This window comes from Halanaerobium sp. DL-01, from assembly GCF_003338615.1.
Classification (GTDB): Bacteria; Bacillota; Halanaerobiia; order Halanaerobiales; family Halanaerobiaceae; genus QPJE01.
Genome location: NZ_QPJN01000020.1, coordinates 1 through 17245, shown reverse-complemented (window position 1 = coordinate 17245; position 17245 = coordinate 1). Strand labels below are relative to the sequence as shown.

At 32.8% G+C, this 17245-nt stretch carries 17 protein-coding genes, 1 tRNA gene and 1 other annotated feature; of the genes, 8 read left to right on the top strand and 10 right to left on the bottom strand.

The window, feature by feature from the left end; all coding sequences use genetic code 11:
* Positions 1-3 precede the first annotated feature (3 nt).
* The 6 genes from DER71_RS12060 (at position 4) to DER71_RS11960 (ending at position 4163) form a co-directional block, all read left to right on the top strand.
* A complete protein-coding gene (locus DER71_RS12060) occupies positions 4-309 on the top strand; it encodes a transposase (RefSeq protein WP_199505648.1) in 306 nt (101 codons plus the stop codon).
* Positions 293-1159 carry a transposase gene (locus DER71_RS07885; protein ID WP_114474503.1) on the top strand — a complete coding sequence of 289 codons (867 nt, stop codon included), beginning with the start codon at positions 293-295 and terminating at the stop codon, positions 1157-1159. The genes DER71_RS12060 and DER71_RS07885 overlap by 17 nt, the downstream gene beginning before the upstream one ends.
* A 381-nt stretch (positions 1160-1540) precedes the next feature.
* Positions 1541-1729 (top strand): hypothetical protein, encoded by a 189-nt coding sequence (locus DER71_RS07880; protein ID WP_114474502.1) that lies wholly within the window; start codon positions 1541-1543, stop codon positions 1727-1729.
* Entirely contained in the window at positions 1722-2195 is a 474-nt protein-coding gene (locus DER71_RS07875; protein ID WP_114474501.1) for a hypothetical protein, read from the top strand. The genes DER71_RS07880 and DER71_RS07875 overlap by 8 nt, the downstream gene beginning before the upstream one ends.
* A 12-nt stretch (positions 2196-2207) precedes the next feature.
* Positions 2208-3032, top strand: coding sequence for a DUF2971 domain-containing protein (locus DER71_RS07870; RefSeq protein WP_114474500.1), 825 nt, complete (start codon positions 2208-2210; stop codon positions 3030-3032).
* An 81-nt stretch (positions 3033-3113) separates the two neighbouring features.
* On the top strand, positions 3114-4163 hold the full coding sequence (locus DER71_RS11960) for a tyrosine-type recombinase/integrase (protein ID WP_158531802.1): 1050 nt from the start codon (positions 3114-3116) through the stop codon (positions 4161-4163).
* A 175-nt stretch (positions 4164-4338) separates the two neighbouring features.
* Here DER71_RS11960 and DER71_RS07855 read toward each other — a convergent pair.
* A tRNA-Ser gene (locus tag DER71_RS07855) sits at positions 4339-4426 on the bottom strand.
* A gap of 258 nt (positions 4427-4684) precedes the next feature.
* Positions 4685-5650 carry a D-glycerate dehydrogenase gene (locus tag DER71_RS07845; RefSeq protein WP_114458288.1) on the bottom strand — a complete coding sequence of 322 codons (966 nt, stop codon included), beginning with the start codon at positions 5648-5650 and terminating at the stop codon, positions 4685-4687.
* 270 nt (positions 5651-5920) lie between these two features.
* On the opposite strand from DER71_RS07845, the gene DER71_RS07840 reads away from it, so the two are divergent.
* Complete coding sequence (locus DER71_RS07840) at positions 5921-6475, top strand: BMC domain-containing protein (RefSeq protein WP_114458289.1); 555 nt, start codon at positions 5921-5923, stop codon at positions 6473-6475.
* A 208-nt stretch (positions 6476-6683) separates the two neighbouring features.
* On the opposite strand, the gene DER71_RS07835 is transcribed toward DER71_RS07840, so the two are convergent.
* From DER71_RS07835 to DER71_RS07815, 5 genes are all read right to left on the bottom strand, one after another.
* Entirely contained in the window at positions 6684-7208 is a 525-nt protein-coding gene (locus DER71_RS07835) for a C-GCAxxG-C-C family protein (RefSeq protein WP_114458290.1), read from the bottom strand.
* 210 nt (positions 7209-7418) lie between these two features.
* The gene (locus tag DER71_RS07830) at positions 7419-8147 is read right to left on the bottom strand and encodes a radical SAM protein (RefSeq protein ID WP_114458291.1); all 729 of its coding nucleotides are present in this window, start codon (positions 8145-8147) and stop codon (positions 7419-7421) included.
* A gap of 123 nt (positions 8148-8270) precedes the next feature.
* A complete protein-coding gene (locus tag DER71_RS07825) occupies positions 8271-9401 on the bottom strand; it encodes a glycerate kinase (RefSeq protein ID WP_114458292.1) in 1131 nt (376 codons plus the stop codon).
* Between the two features lie 54 nt (positions 9402-9455).
* Positions 9456-10319 (bottom strand): DUF4438 domain-containing protein, encoded by an 864-nt coding sequence (locus DER71_RS07820; protein ID WP_114458293.1) that lies wholly within the window; start codon positions 10317-10319, stop codon positions 9456-9458.
* Positions 10320-10589: 270 nt separating this feature from the next.
* Entirely contained in the window at positions 10590-11759 is a 1170-nt protein-coding gene (locus tag DER71_RS07815; protein ID WP_114458294.1) for an MFS transporter, read from the bottom strand.
* A 222-nt stretch (positions 11760-11981) separates the two neighbouring features.
* Between DER71_RS07815 and DER71_RS07810 the strand changes: the two genes are divergently transcribed.
* Positions 11982-12707, top strand: a complete 726-nt coding sequence (locus tag DER71_RS07810; RefSeq protein ID WP_114458295.1) for an SIMPL domain-containing protein — start codon at positions 11982-11984, stop codon at positions 12705-12707.
* A 91-nt stretch (positions 12708-12798) separates the two neighbouring features.
* Here DER71_RS07810 and serS read toward each other — a convergent pair whose 3' ends face one another.
* The 3 genes from serS to DER71_RS07795 form a co-directional block, all read right to left on the bottom strand.
* Positions 12799-14067 carry a serine--tRNA ligase gene (serS, locus tag DER71_RS07805; RefSeq protein WP_114458296.1) on the bottom strand — a complete coding sequence of 423 codons (1269 nt, stop codon included), beginning with the start codon at positions 14065-14067 and terminating at the stop codon, positions 12799-12801.
* Positions 14068-14129: 62 nt separating this feature from the next.
* Positions 14130-14348, bottom strand: a binding site (T-box leader).
* A gap of 163 nt (positions 14349-14511) precedes the next feature.
* Positions 14512-15639, bottom strand: coding sequence for an alanine dehydrogenase (ald, locus tag DER71_RS07800; protein ID WP_114458297.1), 1128 nt, complete (start codon positions 15637-15639; stop codon positions 14512-14514).
* 375 nt (positions 15640-16014) lie between these two features.
* Positions 16015-17046 (bottom strand): S-methyl-5-thioribose-1-phosphate isomerase, encoded by a 1032-nt coding sequence (locus tag DER71_RS07795; protein WP_114474499.1) that lies wholly within the window; start codon positions 17044-17046, stop codon positions 16015-16017.
* Positions 17047-17245: the final 199 nt, after the last annotated feature.

Genomic DNA, 17245 nt, shown 5'->3' with positions numbered 1-17245 from the left:
TTAATGAATAATCTTTTAGATCAAAGTATAGAACTTGATTTATTGGATACTGAAATAATGGCTATTGATGCTTCAAAACTTGAAGCATATGAACGAGCTAAGCCAAGGTCAAAGATAGATAAGGAAAATTCTTTTACCCCTGATTGGGGTACTAAATTCGACTCTCATAAAAATCAGATAACCTGGTTTGGCTGGAAGATACATGCTGCAGTTGAAACTAAATCAGAATTACCAATTGCTTTAACTTTGACTCCAGCCAATCATGCAGATAAAACTCAGGCAATACCTTTAGTTGAAAAGGTTAATTGACTTTTTAGCTGAAAGAGATTTAACTAAACCTAAATACTGGACTATGGATTCAGGTTATGACTATACTGATATCTATGAGCATATTCTCTTTGAGCAGGAATCTCAGGCCATTATCCCAATTAACAAGCGTAATGCTAAACAGCCACCAGCTGGTTTCTATGATTTTAAAGGAACACCAGTCTGTAGTGGTGGACACAAAATGTATTACTGGGGTCATTACAAAGGGGTCAATAAATTTAGATGCCCACATGTATGTGGTAAAGTTGATTGTATTCATGGAACTAAGTGGTGTTCTAACAGCAACTATGGTCGAGTAACTAAAACCAGACCAAAAGAGAACCCCAGATATATTTCAACTCCACATAGGGATTCTAGAACCTGGAGAAAGATCTACAACGAAAGAACCAGTATGGAAGAAGCTAAGTATATGGAATCAGTAATGGGTGTAGGCTTAATTACAGTAGCAGGATTCATTGCAGAAATTGGAGACATAAATAATTATGTTCATCCAAAACAGATACAGAAACTTGCAGATTTAAACTTAAAAGAACACAGCTCAGGTAAACATCTAGGTCAAACCAGAATAACAAAAAGAGGAAGACCCAAATTAAGAGGATTGCTGTACAGAGTAATGCTGCCTATACTGGCCAATAATCAGGAGTTTAAACAGCTGCATGAATACTATACTACTCGAAGGGATAACCCTTTAAAGCCTAAACAGTCAATGATAGCTTTAGCCTGCAAACTGATTAGAATATTTTTTGCACTTTGTCAAAAACATGTTATGTATGATGGTGAAAAGCTGATGAACGATATTGAGAGAAATTTAGATTTACAGGAAGCAGCTTAAGTATTAATTGTATTGTTGTTAATGGATTAGTTGATTTTAAAAAGCTTGTTTAAAGTTTAGTAGTAGAACTTTGAAAGAGGAAGACTGGATTAGCCGGAATATATTTTTTCATTAGGGCTTGATTTAAGTTAAGACCCGGTATAGGAGCAAAACCGGCCTCCACCCATGGAAAAGTAGAACGAAGGAATGTTGGGACATAGATCCTGGGAGATATGGGAGGTAAGACCACCATGGTCATGTGGAGATCCAAAGCGACCATAGAGGAATTTTTTAGAAAAAAGCTAGATTTTTTAATAAGGTCGTCTCTATATTTCCAGAAATTAATATTTTTAAAAAAACTATTAGATTTGACGTAACGTAATTTATAGAGGGAGTGATATTATGAAAATAATTGGTATTATTTTAATATTAATTGGAATTGCAGGAATTTTTGTGGGGTCACTAATGTTTGGTGATATTGGTGTTGCAGCAATGATAGGTTCATTAGCTGCATTGTTTTCCGGAATTGGATTTTTTAGATTTGAAAAGAAGGTGAAACAATATGCGAAAGAAGTTGATGCAAATGACTAAAAAAATTATTTTTCTAACTTTAATCTTATCTCTCTTTTTCTCTTCTGCAATTATAGCAAAAGAAATGACTAAGGAAAATATTCTGCAGAAACTTGATGAAATATCTGCTATTGAAAATGATATAGCTCGACTGGAGGCTTATGATCAGTTTGTGAGTAGTTTAAATATTGAACCTGATCAAAACAAAAAATCTAACTCATCTAATAATATTATTGCTCAATATAGTGGAACTGGAATGAAAAACACCAGACCATTTGAAATTAATAACCCATGGGAAATTCAGTGGAATGCCACAGGTGAGATATTTCAAATTTATTTATATGATGAGCACGGTAATTTAGTAGATATTGCAGCTAACCAAATGGGGGCAGGTAAAGGCTCATATTACAGTCCTAAGACTGGTACTTTTTATTTAGAAGTTAATGCAATGGGCGATTGGGAAGTCAAAGTTGTAAATGTAAAATAAAGGAGGAACTAGATGCTAATTGAAACAGATAATTATCCTAAAGTTCTCTACAAATATAAAAGCTTTGATAAAAACAATTACACTTATGACATGTTGGAAAACGGTAATTTATATTTTGCTTCTGCTAAATCATTTAATGATCCTTTCGATTCAGCCTTGCCCTATAATTTTGAAGGTATAAATAGCAAAAAAGGTGAAATATGGGTAAAAAAATTAATAAATAAAGAATTTTCTAATTTAGGAGAAGATAAAAGAATTAAAATTTCTGAAGGTACTCAAAAAAGAATAGGAACTCCTGAACATATAAAAAAAATGAAAAAAGATATCATAGAAAAGCAATATGATAAATTTGGAATACATTCCTTATCAGCAAACAATAAAAACATCTTGATGTGGAGCCACTACACTAATAATCATAAAGGGTTGTGTATAGGTATAAATACTAATAAATTAATTGATAAATTTCTTGAAAAAGCCAATAAAGGTATTTTGCTAGACTTATTAAAAGTTGAATATAAAAATAAAATGCCTGATATTAATTTTTTTGATTCAATGTTAGATAAAAAATCTGAAACTAAAGATTTATATGATTTAATAAGTATTAAATCTAAGGATTGGAGTTACGAAAATGAATATAGACTTGTTTTATGGGATAAAGTTAACTTTAAAATGAATTTTGGAACAGAAATTATATCTGAAATTGTACTAGGATGTAAAGCAGATAAATCAGATGTAAATAAAACAAAAAATATCTGTGATAATTATAATCATGAAGTTAAACTTTATAAAGCAATAAAAAGCAATAAAAATTTTGAAATTGTTCTAGAAGAAATATAATTATTAGCCCTTCGGGGTTCCTCTTTTTGCATATTAAGCGAACATATGTACTAAAAATAGCACAAAGAAAGGAGATTTGTGATGGCAAGTTATAGAAAAGTCCCTTCAGGCAAATGGGAAGTAACTGTCGAAATAGGTACTCATAATAGGAAAAGAAAGTCGAAAAGATTTAAAACTAAAAAAGAAGCTCAACAATGGTCTGCTTCTATGGAATTAAAAAAGCGTGATGGTTTAATTATAGCTGCAAAAAATTATACTCTTAAAGATTTACTTGCAGAATGGTTAAAAGAATATGTAAGTGACAAAAGCCCTACTACTTATGATGGTTATAAAATGATAGCTAAAACTCACATATTACCTGTTCTTGGCAAAGTCAAATTAAAAGATCTTCACTCCAGGCATTTAAAAAATTATACAAATGAAAAAAGTGAAGATGGTAAAATAAATGGTGCTGGAGGCCTATCAGGCACAACTTTACTATATCATTATTATGTATTCTCCAGTGCTTTTAAATATGCCAGAAAGTGGGGTATCATGAATCATAATCCGCTTGATAAAATTGATCCGCCTAAAAAGAATGATTATAAAGCAGAATATTTATCAAAAGAACAAATGGAGCACTTGCTTAAAACTGCAGAAAAAGTTAATGAATGGACATATAATTTTATTTATATAGCATTCAAAACAGGAATGCGTAGAGGTGAAATTCTTGGACTTAAATGGCCAGATATTGAATTCAACAGAAAGAAAATATCAGTTGTAAATAATATTGTGAAAACTAATGCTGATACTGCACTTGAAAAATCTCCTAAAAGCGAAGATGGAATTAGACCAATAATTGTATCAGATGATGTAATAAATTTATTAAAAAATATTAGAAATAAACAATTGGAAAGAAAAAAGATTTCAGGATTTGAAGATAATAATTATGTCTTTTGTATGGATGATGGTTCAAAAGTTATTCCTCGAACCGCTTACAATAGATATACTAAAGTTTTCAAAGCTGCAGAATTAACAAATTTTAATTTCAAATCATTAAGACATACTCATGCAACATATATGCTGCAAGCAGGGCAGGGGTGCATCCCAAAATTGTTCAAGAAAGACTGGGGCATTCATCAATTGAAGTAACCTTAAATATATATTCTCATGTGATACCAAGTTTACAAAAAACAGCAGTAACCGAATTCGAAAATTACCTCTCAAAAAGTGATTTTAAAATTAATGGCGGGGAAATGACGGGGAAATAGAAAAAACCCGCCTCTCGGCAGGTTTCTTAAAATGGGCATCAGCCCTTAATATTCAATGGCGGAGGGACAGGGACTCGAACCCTGACACCTTTCGGCTTCACCGGATTTCAAGTCCGGCTCCTTAGCCAATTCGGACATCCCTCCACTTTTGTCACAAATTATATTCTACTATATTAATTCAATACTGTCAAGAGTTAAACCATTTTTTTCTGCACGTATAAATTGCAAGTTGCAGTGCACGGTTTTATTATTTTTTAACTCTTAACTTTATAACCAATTTTAAATAAATATATTACACTCCAACCAGAATCCCTCTTACCATACCTCCAATCATAAATCCAAGACTGAGTTCAATATAAGAAAAAGGGGCCAGCAAAAAATCCATAATTATACCATCTCACTTTATAGATTAACTTGATGTTCCACTTTATTCCCTGCAAAAAAATCGATCAAATTTTGTGCTGCAATCTCAGCCATTTTATTTCTTGTCTCAGTAGTAGCACTTGCTGTGTGAGGTGTCAAAACAACATTATTCATCTTCAGCAGTTCAGGATGTACTGCAGGTTCATCTTCAAATACATCTAAAGCTGCTCCAGCAATTTCTCCTTTTTTAAGTGCTTTTACCAGTTCACTTTCATTAATAATTGGTCCTCTTGCTGTATTAATTATAACAGCCGTATTTTTCATCAATTTAAATTCATTTTTCCCTATTAAATGATGAGTTTCATCATTCAATAAGGCATTAATAGTTATAAAATCTGACCTTTCGAGAAGTTCATCCAGTTTATAGTATGTTACATTAAGTTCTTTTTCCTCTTTATCTGAAAGTGGACTGCGTTTATTATAATAAACTTCCATACCAAATCCTTCTGCACGTCTGGCAACTGCTCTACCTATTCTTCCCAGACCAATTATACCCAGCTTTTTTCCATAAATATCTTTACCCAGCAGCAGTTTCGGCGCCCAGCCTTTATATTTTTTATCTCTTACAAATTTATCAGATTCTACAATACGCCTGGATACTGCCATCAGAAGTGCCCAGGTCATGTCAGCAGTTGTTTCTGTAAGAACACCAGGTGTATTTGTAACAACAATATCATTTTTGCTGGCATAATCAATATCTATATTGTTATATCCAACTGCATAATTGGAAATTATTTTTAAATTAGGATTGCTGGCTATAATTTCTTTATCTATTGTATCGGTTAACAGAGATAAAAGTCCGTCACATCTGTCCATATTTTCTATAATTTCTTTTTTGGTCAGTACTCGGTCTTCCTCATTAACTTTAATATCAAATTTTTCTTTCAGCATATTGAGACCTATGTCAGGTATTTTTCTTGTAATATAAATTTTTTTCTTCAGCATAAAATTTCCTCCCTAATCAGTATATATTCAATAAAACAGATAGTTTCTTTATTCATTATATCAAAGGTAGTACAATAATTCTTCCTTTTTAAATAATTTTTAAATATTCCTGCAAAATAAAGGATTTTTCAAAAAAATCTTTAAATATATTACTGTAGAAAGTAAATAAGATTAGTTAACAACAAATTATTTTCTTTATTTACTCAGACTGGAAAATTTAATTATTTTTAGAATATAGCTGTATTTATATACAAAAGAGGAGGAAGAAAAATGGTTGACACTATAGGTCTGCTGGAATTTAAAAGAATTGCCTCAGGTATTGAAGCCTGTAATCAAATGATTAAAGCTGCAGATATCGAACTCCTTAATGCCAGATACATCTGTCCTGGAAAATATATTGTTTTAATTGCTGGTGATGTAAGTGCTGTTAAATCATCTATTAATGCCGGTCTTAATATAGGGAAGAACGATGTAATAAAAGAACTAACCATTCCTAAAGTAAGCAAACAGCTAATTGATTTAATCCAGCATAAAAAGAGTAAACCAGAAAATTTTATAGCTCTCGGAGTTTTAGAATATTCAAGTATTGCTGCAGGTATAATTGCTGCTGATGCTGCAGTAAAAGCAGCAGAAGTAGAGCTGGTAAAAGTAGTACTGGGTATGGCAACCGGAGGTAAGTCTTTAATCATATTTACAGGCAGTATTGAAGCCTGTAAACAGGGATTAAATACAGCTGAATCAGCTAATAAAGATAATCAAAAATATTTATTGGGTAAAAAATTGATCTCTTCACCAGAAAAACCTCTAATTGATTCTCTCGTATAATTTGACTTATAATCTGATTATATAATAATCAGTTGAAAATCATTTTTGAAACAGAAAGACCACAGTTAGGTTTAAAAGCTTAACTGTGGTCTTCTTTAATTATTTTATTATTATCTTATTTTTTAAACTTTTATCGACTTATTTGAATCAAAATTTATCTAACCCATCTAAAAAAATTTTTCTAAATCTGCGATTTATTGAAAAAGCATTACTTCTTAATTTCAATACCTCTATCTAAAAGTATTTCTGCTGTCCACATTGCTGATTTACCGGTTACATCCGGACACTGATCTTCATGTGCTCCTGCTTCTTCAAATTTTCTGAAATCATCCTGATCCCAGAGATCAAAACTTCTTCCCATCTTTTTCGACTGAACATCATTACAAATTACACTTCCAAATTCATCAATAAATTTTTCCCTCAATTTTTTTGCAATTTTAGAAGAACCGGTCCACCCATCTGCACTACTTTTTCCAAACTCTTCTCTGCTGCGGCCAAAAAAACATCCTAATGCTGCCATACCGCCAACAAGTCCACCACATGTTCCATCACCACATAGTGCTCCTCCGCCAGCAAGTGTGTGATTGGCTTTAATCACCTCATCATCAATTCCATCAAAATAATCCTGCAGTGCAGCTAAAACTGCCTGGGGACAAAAACCATAATCTGCTTCATATTCATAAGCTCTTTTATAAATACTGTCCAGCAATTCTTTACGTTCTGAATTTTCCATAGCTATCCCCTCCAAGTGATTTTATTCACTTTTATTATATTACATTATTGAACATATGTCAATAAACATTTAATCTAATATTATATCTGTTTCTAAACAAAAAAAGAGATTCCTCTTTATGAGAAATCTCTAATACAACATTAATTATACAACCAAAATTCAATTCTATTGATGAATATGTTATACCTATGACTACAGAAAATGGCGTTGTTAATATATTTCAATTTCTATATCTTTAATATCTTTTTTAAAAAATGCCGCAATTTCTTCAATTCTTTTCCTGGAAATCTTTTTAATATCTGAGATTGCACCAGGTCTATCAAGAGTATTTAATTGAACTTTTTCTGGATTAATCCTTTTGACAGCTTTTTTAAATAGCTGAAATTCTACTTCATTATCATTAATTCCAGGCACAAGAAAGATTTCCAGCCATATTTTACCATTCTGCTCTCTTCGCAGGGAAATAATATTTTCAATGACTTCTTTAATATCAATATCCAGGTGTGGTCTATCAATTTTAGCAAAGGCTTCAACAGAAATCCCATCAAGAGAAGGAACAATTAAATCAAAATCTTTTATTTCTTCTCGAACCTCTCTATTTAAAAGGGTACTGTTTGTCAGCAGTGCTGTATTATACTGAGAGAAATTATTTTTAATAAACTTTAATATTTTCCCTAGACCACTGTGTAAAGTTGGCTCCCCAGAGCCAGAAAATGTTATATAATCTAATTCTGGATTTTCTTTTAAATAGCTTGATAATTCTTTTAAAACTTCCCCTGTATCTACATATTCTTTTCTTTCTAAAGTCAGCTCCTTTGTTGGGCCACATTCACAGTAAATACAGTCTAAACTGCATATATTATAGGGAAATAAATCCACTCCAAGTGAGCGCCCCAATCTGCGCGAATTAACTGGACCATATATGTATTTATAACTCATTTCTGCCTGTCTCCTTTTTTATGGTTGATTAAGAACCAGCAACAAATTTACAGAATGATATTACTGCCAAATCAACAGCATTAATTTCTCGCTCCTGCATTGTTATATGAACACTAAATTATGTTATTTTCCCAGGAGATAGAGCCTAATTATCTGTTCTGTCAGCTCTTCTAACAAAATATCACCTGATTGCATTGCTTCTTCTAAAGTAATTGGACTTTTTAAAATACTAAAAACTGCATCAATTCCAGATTTATTAACTTTTTTATAACCTTCTGCTAAAGAACCAGCCACAGCAATTACATCGATATTATGTTTTTTTGCTCTAGAAGCTGCACCAGCAGCAGCTTTGCCTGATACAGTCTGGCTATCTATCATTCCTTCTCCAGTAATTAATAAATCAACATTTTTAAGGTAATTATCAAATCCAACTTTATCTAATACAATTTCTATACCTGATTTAAGTTCAGAATTCAAAAATGTAATTAAACCTCCACCAAGGCCACCCGCAGCACCAGTACCAGGAATTTTTTGAAGATCAATATTAAATTCTCTTTTAATGAGCCCGGCAAAATGTTTTAGATTTTTATCAAGTATTTTAACCATTTCTGCGTCTGCACCTTTTTGAGGTGCATAAACATATGCAGCACCATTTTCCCCATAAAAAGGATTATCAACATCACATGCAGTTATTACTTCTACTCCTTTTAAAGTTTCTTTTAATTTGCTGAGATCGATTTCTTTAATTTTGCTGAGGTTTTCACCACCGAAAGATATCTCTTCTGCATTTTTATCAAAAAAATGAGCCCCTAAAGCCTGGGCCAGCCCCACTCCAGCATCATTGGTTGCACTACCTCCAATAGCAATAATCAACTTTTTCGCTCCCTCATTAAGAGCATCTGCTATTAGCTCTCCAGTACCATAAGTTGTAGTAACAAGAGGATTTCTCTCTTCTGGAGAAAGCAGAGTGAGCCCAGAAGCTTCAGCCATTTCAATTACAGCAGTCCCATCATCAAGTAGAGCATATTCTGCTTCTATAATCCTTCCCAGAGGGTCATGCACCTTTTTAGAAATTTTTCTACCACCAGTAAAATCAATCAAAGCCTGGATGGTGCCTTCACCACCATCTGCCAGCGGTATTTTTTGGGTCTCAATATTCATATCAAAATTCTTTATTCCTTTTTCAACTGCACTGGCAGCTTCCAGAGCAGTTAAAGATCCTTTAAAAGAATCAGGAGCTATTAAGATTTTCAAAATAATACGCCACCCTTCTCCGGTTTTAAAATTAAATTTTATAAGTTGATCTAATTAATCAAAATAATTAATGAGATTTGCTTCTTTATCAATAAAAGTCTCAATTAAATTATTTTTAGCAGTAAAAAGAGTAGTCACACCTGGTCCATGTCCCATCTTTATACAATCACTGTGAATTACAACACCAATACTCCCCGCACCACGCTTAAATTCTCTACCATAAGTATTATCACAATCTTTTAAATACACAATATCGCCCAGGCGAAGTTTATCAATCTCCAGTTCTCTGATAAGTTCAGTATCACCTGTTGTAATATCATAATCACCTCTGCCGACAGAAGAAGATCCTATACCAGATCCCATTATTTCTCCAGGTATTTCTGCAGCAACACCTATTTTTAATTTGCCGTCCTCTTCTTTAATATTCAGCTTTTTTAATAATGTCGGATCAATATTAAAGACTTTAATCTCTGGATAATCTCTAATCTTTATCCCCTGTCCATATGCCTTAATGAGGATCTCATCACCAATTTTCATTTTTTCCAGTTCTTCAGCTTCAAAATATATTAGAACATGGTCAATACCACCATGTGTACCGGTAACAAATCCTTCAGCTCCTTCTGCCTTTCCACTTACCACCTTTGCCCTATTTCCTATACATGCAAGTGTAGCCAAACCCATATTTTCTGCTCCCTGATTATTATCAACTATCTTCATACTTACACCAGGTTCAATATGATCTCCAGCCCAGCCAAAAGCTGGATCTCCAATACTTACATTGTAAGTTATACCACCAGTCGCAGGCAGAATATTCCCCATACCCTCTCTATCAACTCTGTAAGGAGATGCTCCTGCTTTTGGATGAGCAATCACTCCCTGTACAGACTGCATAACAAGATTCTTTTCATTAAATTTCATCTTTTATTCCCTCCTGTAAAATATTTTTTTGACAGCAGTATTTATCATTCTTTAAAACGATTTTACTTATTTTTTGCTGTTCAAAACAATTCAAAAAAATGAAAGCATAAATATTGCTGCTTATCTGCAAAAATACAATATAAGTTATCAATTATATTGTATCACAAATACTTAATTCTTTATAATTAAACAAATTTCCTTCCTAAAATAAATTTAACTTATTTTTAACTATTTGTAAGTTTTTCCTCTTACTTATTAAAATTACTTCTTTTAATTATTTAAAATTTTATCTCTGTTTAAATTCAACAAAACAAGTAAAACAAGTGCGGCTACAGGCAGCATTAATATTACTCTTATAGAATAAATAATGCTAAAACTATCTGCTATATATCCCAGTCCAGTGGCCCCCAGTGCCCCTAAACCTGATCCAAAACCAGTCATCAGTCCGGCAGCAAGGCCTGCATTACCGGGCATAACTCGCTGGCCCAGTATTACTGTTATACCAAAAGTGCTCATTAAGACAAAACCTGTCAAAACTGCAGCAATATTTGTAATAAAACTGCTTGTATTAAAAATCAAATATGTAAAAGGTATAGTTAAGGTAATAAAACCAGTTAAAATTTTAAGCATCCCTATTTTATCCCCAAGCCGACCTGCTATTACAGTACCTACAGCCCCTGCAGTTAAAAATAAAGTTAATAATCTACTGCCAAAAAACCCTGCTTTTCCCAGATAATCAATAAAATAAAGTGGTATAAAATTCAAAATACCTGCACTTAACCACGATCTAACAATAACAAATAGGAGAAGAATAATGATAGAATTTACTCTTTTCTTTTCATCTTCAGGATTTCCCTTTTTAGCACTTTTTTTAAAAGGATCCTCAAGTACATATTTACCATCTATTTTAAAGAGATAATATCCGGCAGCTGGAATAACTAAAATAGCCGGTATTAGAAAATAGATTGTTCCTTTAAGACCAGAAAGACCAATAAAAAATGACATCAGCACCGGTGCAAAAGCAACTCCCAGGGTTCCACCAAGTGAAAAAATAGACATTGCCTGTGCCTGATTACCACCTCTGCTGAGCTGAAAAACCAGTCTGGAAGCATAAGGATGAAATGCAGCTACTCCAATTCCAGAAAGAAATACTACAAAAAGCAGCAGTTTATAATTATCGATAAATCCAAGTGAACTTAAAGCAGTGATAGAAAGAACTGTAGAAGCAGGTATAATCCATACTTTATAACCTTTATCTGAAATATAACCTAATATTGGCTGCAGAAAAGAAGATGTAACTTCAATCATTAAATAAATTAATGTTGTCTGAAAATAACTTAAATTTAAGAGTGTTTTCATGTGTGTCATTATTATTAATATGGATCCTGGCGCAAAATCAGTTACTAGATGAACAGAACTTAAAATATAATATTTTAGCATTTTAATCCCATCACTCCCAGATATTTTATATAAAACAGCATATCTTGGAATCAAAGATAAAGCAAGTATTTTTTATTTTTTCTTTACCAAAATATTCTTATCAATAATAATTCTCCATAAAATATCTCAGGATACCACTGTTTTTTTACAATAAATGAAAAAACTATTATTCTGTGGTATAATAAATGTAATCATATAAAATATTAAAAAAGAAGGGATCAAATGAAAAATAATACATATATTATCTTATCAATTTCAATTATAATTGCTGCTTTAATACTGGGAGGATTTTTCTACCAGGCAGTTAATAAAGAAAATACAATTAAAGTAGTAGGAATTGCAAAAAGACCATTTGAAGCTGATACTTTAAAGTGGTCTGTCAATCTGGAAACAGAAGTAAATCCAGAAGAACTGCAGCAGGGCTATTTAATAATGAAAGATCGGCTGTTAAATTTTAAAGAAGAAATCAGCAAAATAGGCATAGAAACTGAACAATTTAATATCCAGCCAATACAGGTAACAAAAGAATTTAATTATATTTATAAAGATGGAAATAGTGAAAGGGTTTTTAGAGGTTACAGATTGAATCAATATATTTTCTTAATAACAAAAAATATCGATCAGGTAGAAAACCTTGTTCTCAATCCATTAGAACTTTATAACAAAAATATCTTTATAGAAAATTCCAACCTCCAGTATTATTTTTCGGAAATAGATAATCTCAAAAAAGAAATTATTGCTGAAGCCACAGTAAATGCACGTGAAAGAGCAGAAAGAATGTTAGAGGAAACTGATCTTAAACCAGATAAGGTTCTTTCTATGAACTCAGGTATTTTTCAAATTACAGAACCTTATTCAACCAATACCTCAAGTATGGGAATCTACAATACAAGCAGTAGAAACAAAGAAATCAGTGTAACAGCACATGCTGCTTTTTCTTTAAAATAAATTCTTTATGCTTATAAAAATAAGCTCATAAATTAAAACCCTGCCGTGACATTATATATCTACAGCAGGGATTTTTTTAATTATTTAAAAATTACTTTATAATATCTGTTCCCATATATGGCCGCAGAACTTCTGGCACAGTTACAGTTCCATCTTCATTTTGATAATTTTCCAGAATGGCAGCAACAGTTCTTCCAATTGCCAGACCTGAACCATTTAATGTATGCACAAATTCTGCCCCTGCATCCTTTTTGGGGCGATATCTAATCCCGGCCCTTCTGGCCTGAAAATCTTCAAAATTACTGCAGGAAGAGATCTCACGATAAGTATCATATGCAGGCAGCCAAACTTCGAGATCATAAGTCTTTGCAGAAGAAAATGTTAAATCTCCGGTACATAAAGTAACTATTCTATATGGCAGTTCTAATTTTTGTAAGATATCTTCTGCATCAGCCGTTATTTTTTCTAGTTCATTATAAGAATCTTCTGGTTTAACAAACTTAACCATCTCTACCTTATTAAACTGATGCTGTCTAATTATACCTCTGCTGTCCCTTCCATGAGCACCGGCCTCTGCTCTAAAGCAGGCACTGTAAGCACATAAATACTGAGGTAAATCTTCTGCACTCAATATTTCGTCACGGTAGAGATTTGTCACAGGAACTTCGGCAGTTGGAATTAAATAATAATCCAGCCCTTCTAATTTAAACATATCTTGTTTAAATTTAGGCAGCTGACCTGTCCCGGTCATACTATCAGCATTAGCTACAAAAGGAGGAAATACTTCTTTATAGCCGTGTTCCTCTGTGTGGAGATCAAGCATAAAATTAACCAAACTGCGCTCTAACTTTGCCCCAGCACCTTTAAGAAAAGTAAATCTCGCTCCAGTCACCTTTCCACCACGTTCAAAGTCTAAAATATCCAGCTCTTCTCCAATATCCCAGTGAGCTTTAAATTCAAAATCAAATTCTCTAGGTTTACCCCATCTTTTAACTTCTTTATTATCTTTTTCATCTAATCCAACTGGAACAGACTCATGTGGTATATTGGGAATAGTAAGCAGAATATCATTTAATTTTTCTTCGATTTCTTTAACTTCCTGGTCATATTTCTTAATTTGTGCAGAAACTTCCTGCATTTCAGAAATTAATTCAGAAGCATCTTTCCCATTTCTCTTAAGTTCACCTATTTTTTCAGAATTAATATTGCGCTTATGTTTAAGCTGCTCTGCCTCATAGAGCAAATCTCTTCTTCTGTCATCCAGCTTCTTAAATTCAGGCACTGGTGAATCCATATCTCTCTTTTCAAGTGCCTTCTCAATAATTTCTGGATTTTCCCTGATAAATTTCATATCTAACATTTTTTATTCCTCCTTCTTTAAGTTAAGTTTATTATAATTAAATTAAAAAACTCCCATCCCTAAAAAGGGACGAGAGTTATATTCCCGTGGTGCCACCCTACTGGCAGATTATTATTATCTGCCTCTTTGAAAAAATAACGGATTTTTCCCGGAAAAGACTACTTGATTTCATCTTTTCAGCTCCCAGGTGGATTCTACTAACAATCTGGCTGATTTTGCAGCATCCATCAGCTCTCTAAAACAGATTGACTTAGTTTACTATTCCTGTTCAAAGCATTTATTATCTGGCTATTAATTTGAATTTTATTATAATACAGATGCAAAAAAATTGCAAGGCTTTAAAGAAAAAAGAGTTCCCGCATTTTTAGTATTAAGATGCAAAAAAGCAGGCAGCTTAAATGCCACCTGCTTTAATAATATCATTTTTCAGATTTATGATTCAATTTATGCTTCAAAATCAGCTATAAGATCAGAAAGTGGTGTATAATCCATATCAAATGCATCTGCAACTGCTTTATATGTCAGTTCACCTTCATGAGTATTTAATCCCTTTGCAAGTGCTGGATCATCTACCATTGCTTTTTTGTAACCTTTATTGGCAAGTTTAAGTGCATAAGGCAGTGTTGCATTTGTAAGTGCATATGTAGATGTTCTGGCAACCGCGCCTGGCATATTTGCAACTGAATAGTGAACTACTCCATGACGTACAAACACAGGATCATCGTGAGTGGTAGGATAAGTTCCTTCAACACATCCACCCTGGTCAATTGCTACATCAACAATTACTGCCCCCTCTTTCATTTCCTTTATCATTTCTTCTGTGACAAGACTTGGAGCTTTAGCACCAGGGATTAAAACTGCTCCAATAACTAGATCAGCTTTTTTTACCTCTTCCATTACATGATATGTATTTGACATTACTGTCTTTACTCTACCATTGAAAATGTCATCTATATAACGCATTTTTTCCTGATCAATATCCATAATAGTTACATCTGCTCCCAGACCAACAGCCATTTTTGCTGCATTTACTCCAACAATTCCCCCTCCAACAATTACTACTTTAGCAGGTTCTACACTAGGCACTCCTCCCAGCAGAACACCTCTACCACCATTAGGCTTTTCTAAAAATTTAGCACCTTCCTGTGCTGCAAGCCTGCCTGCAACTTCGCTCATCGGTGTCAAAAGCGGTAAAGAACCATCTTCTGTCTGAATTGTTTCATATGCTACACCTACAACTTTTTTGTCCAGCAGAGCTTTGGTTAATTTCTCTTCAGCTGCCAGATGTAGATAGGTAAATAGAAGTTGGTCTTCGTGGAAGTAATCATATTCTTCAGGTAGCGGTTCTTTTACCTTCATAATCATTTCTGCTCTTTCAAATAATTCTTTTTTATCACTAAGAATTGTTGCCCCTGCAGAAATATATTCTTTATCATCGATTCCACTGCCTTTACCGGCATATTTTTCTATTAATACTTCATGCCCGGCTTTAGTCAAAGCTTCAACACCTGCAGCTGTAATAGCAACTCTGTTTTCATTGTTTTTAATTTCCTTTGGTACTCCTACTATCATCAAAATCATCCCCTTTAATTTTTTTACAGTTTAAACACTGTATTTTTAATATAATAAAAGTGTTCTAAAAATTTACATTTTAACTTTTGATATAAAAATTAAAATGATATTTCCCACTTTTATTTATACTCATTAAATCATTTAATTTCTGCTTTAAACAAAAAATTAATCTCTATTAATTTGTAAAATTTCATCAAAATCTCAACTTAACAATTAACAACAAATTTTTTTAAAGTCTATCTCCTTTTATACCGGCCATTTTTTGTTTTTAAATTTTCTGCAAGTCTAATAAGACAATTTATTTCTTATTTACTGTGACCACTCTACGACATAAGTCCATAATCTATAATCTTTATCAGCAAACTGAAACTTCTATCACTTATAATATTTTTTTAAATCATAGGGGGAATATATGCCTTTTCCGGTCACTACTCCACTTACAAATTTGGGTGGTGTTATATCAAAGGCCGGATAATATCCTTTAACACCTTCCACTGCAGTTCTTTCTCCCATTGCCTGGAGTACAAAGTCCCCATCTCTTTCTTCAATCTCAATACTATCAATATCAGGATGATCTCTATCTGGAGCTCCTGTTACAAAATAAGGTATATCATTATAATGAGCAGCCATTGCTATTTGAAAGGTTCCTATTTTATTAACTACATGACCGTCCATAGTTATTACATCTGCTGCTGATGTAAATAGATCAACATTTTCTTTTTCCATTACATATGCAGGCATATTATCTGTTATAACCCTTACATCAAATCCCTGCTCACAGGCTACACTTGCTGTCAGACGAGCCCCCTGAAAATATGGTCTTGTTTCGGGACAGATTACTTTAATATCTTTGCCCCTATTTTTTGCTTCTCTAAGCATAAGTCCAACTATTGATTCTGCAAAACACTGTGTAATTATTGTTCCTTTATCAGGAAAAAAATCAACTAAATTACCGGCAATTCTATCTATTTTTTTATATTTATTATTAATTTCTTCTAATGCATGTTCAAATATTGCCTTATCTGCTTTTTGACCAGCTTTAATAGCTTTTTTTGCCGCATTAAGAGCTTTATTTACCACTATTTCCATTCTTTTAACAGTAGTTGGTCTAGCATGAGAAAGTTTATAAGCTGCTTTTTTCAAATAATCAATCTGTTCTTCTTCTTTTTTATCTCTAACTTCATATGCAGCAAGAGCCATCCCCATTGGAGCAGCAAGATAGGGGCCACCACTCTGAGTCACCATATCAGCAATTGCCTGAGCCACCTCTCTATGATTTTCACAGCAAACATATTCTACTTTTTGGGGATATATCCGTCTATCTAAAATTTTAACTTTCCCATCTTCATACCAGGCCACATTTTCATATTTAAGTATAAAAGCAAGTCCTTTATCTGCCCTCTCCATTTTTCCCTCCTACTAATATAATCGTGAAGTGAATTTTACTTCCTTTTTAAAATTATTAAAGGTTTCAATGCTAAAAGTATTAAATAAGAATTTTTGCCGTATATAATTCCTAGTCCATGTTCTCAAAGTTTATTCAAATATAATTCAACTTGTGAAAATAGTTTCATTTTTTAGTATAATTAATTTAAAAATTAATTTT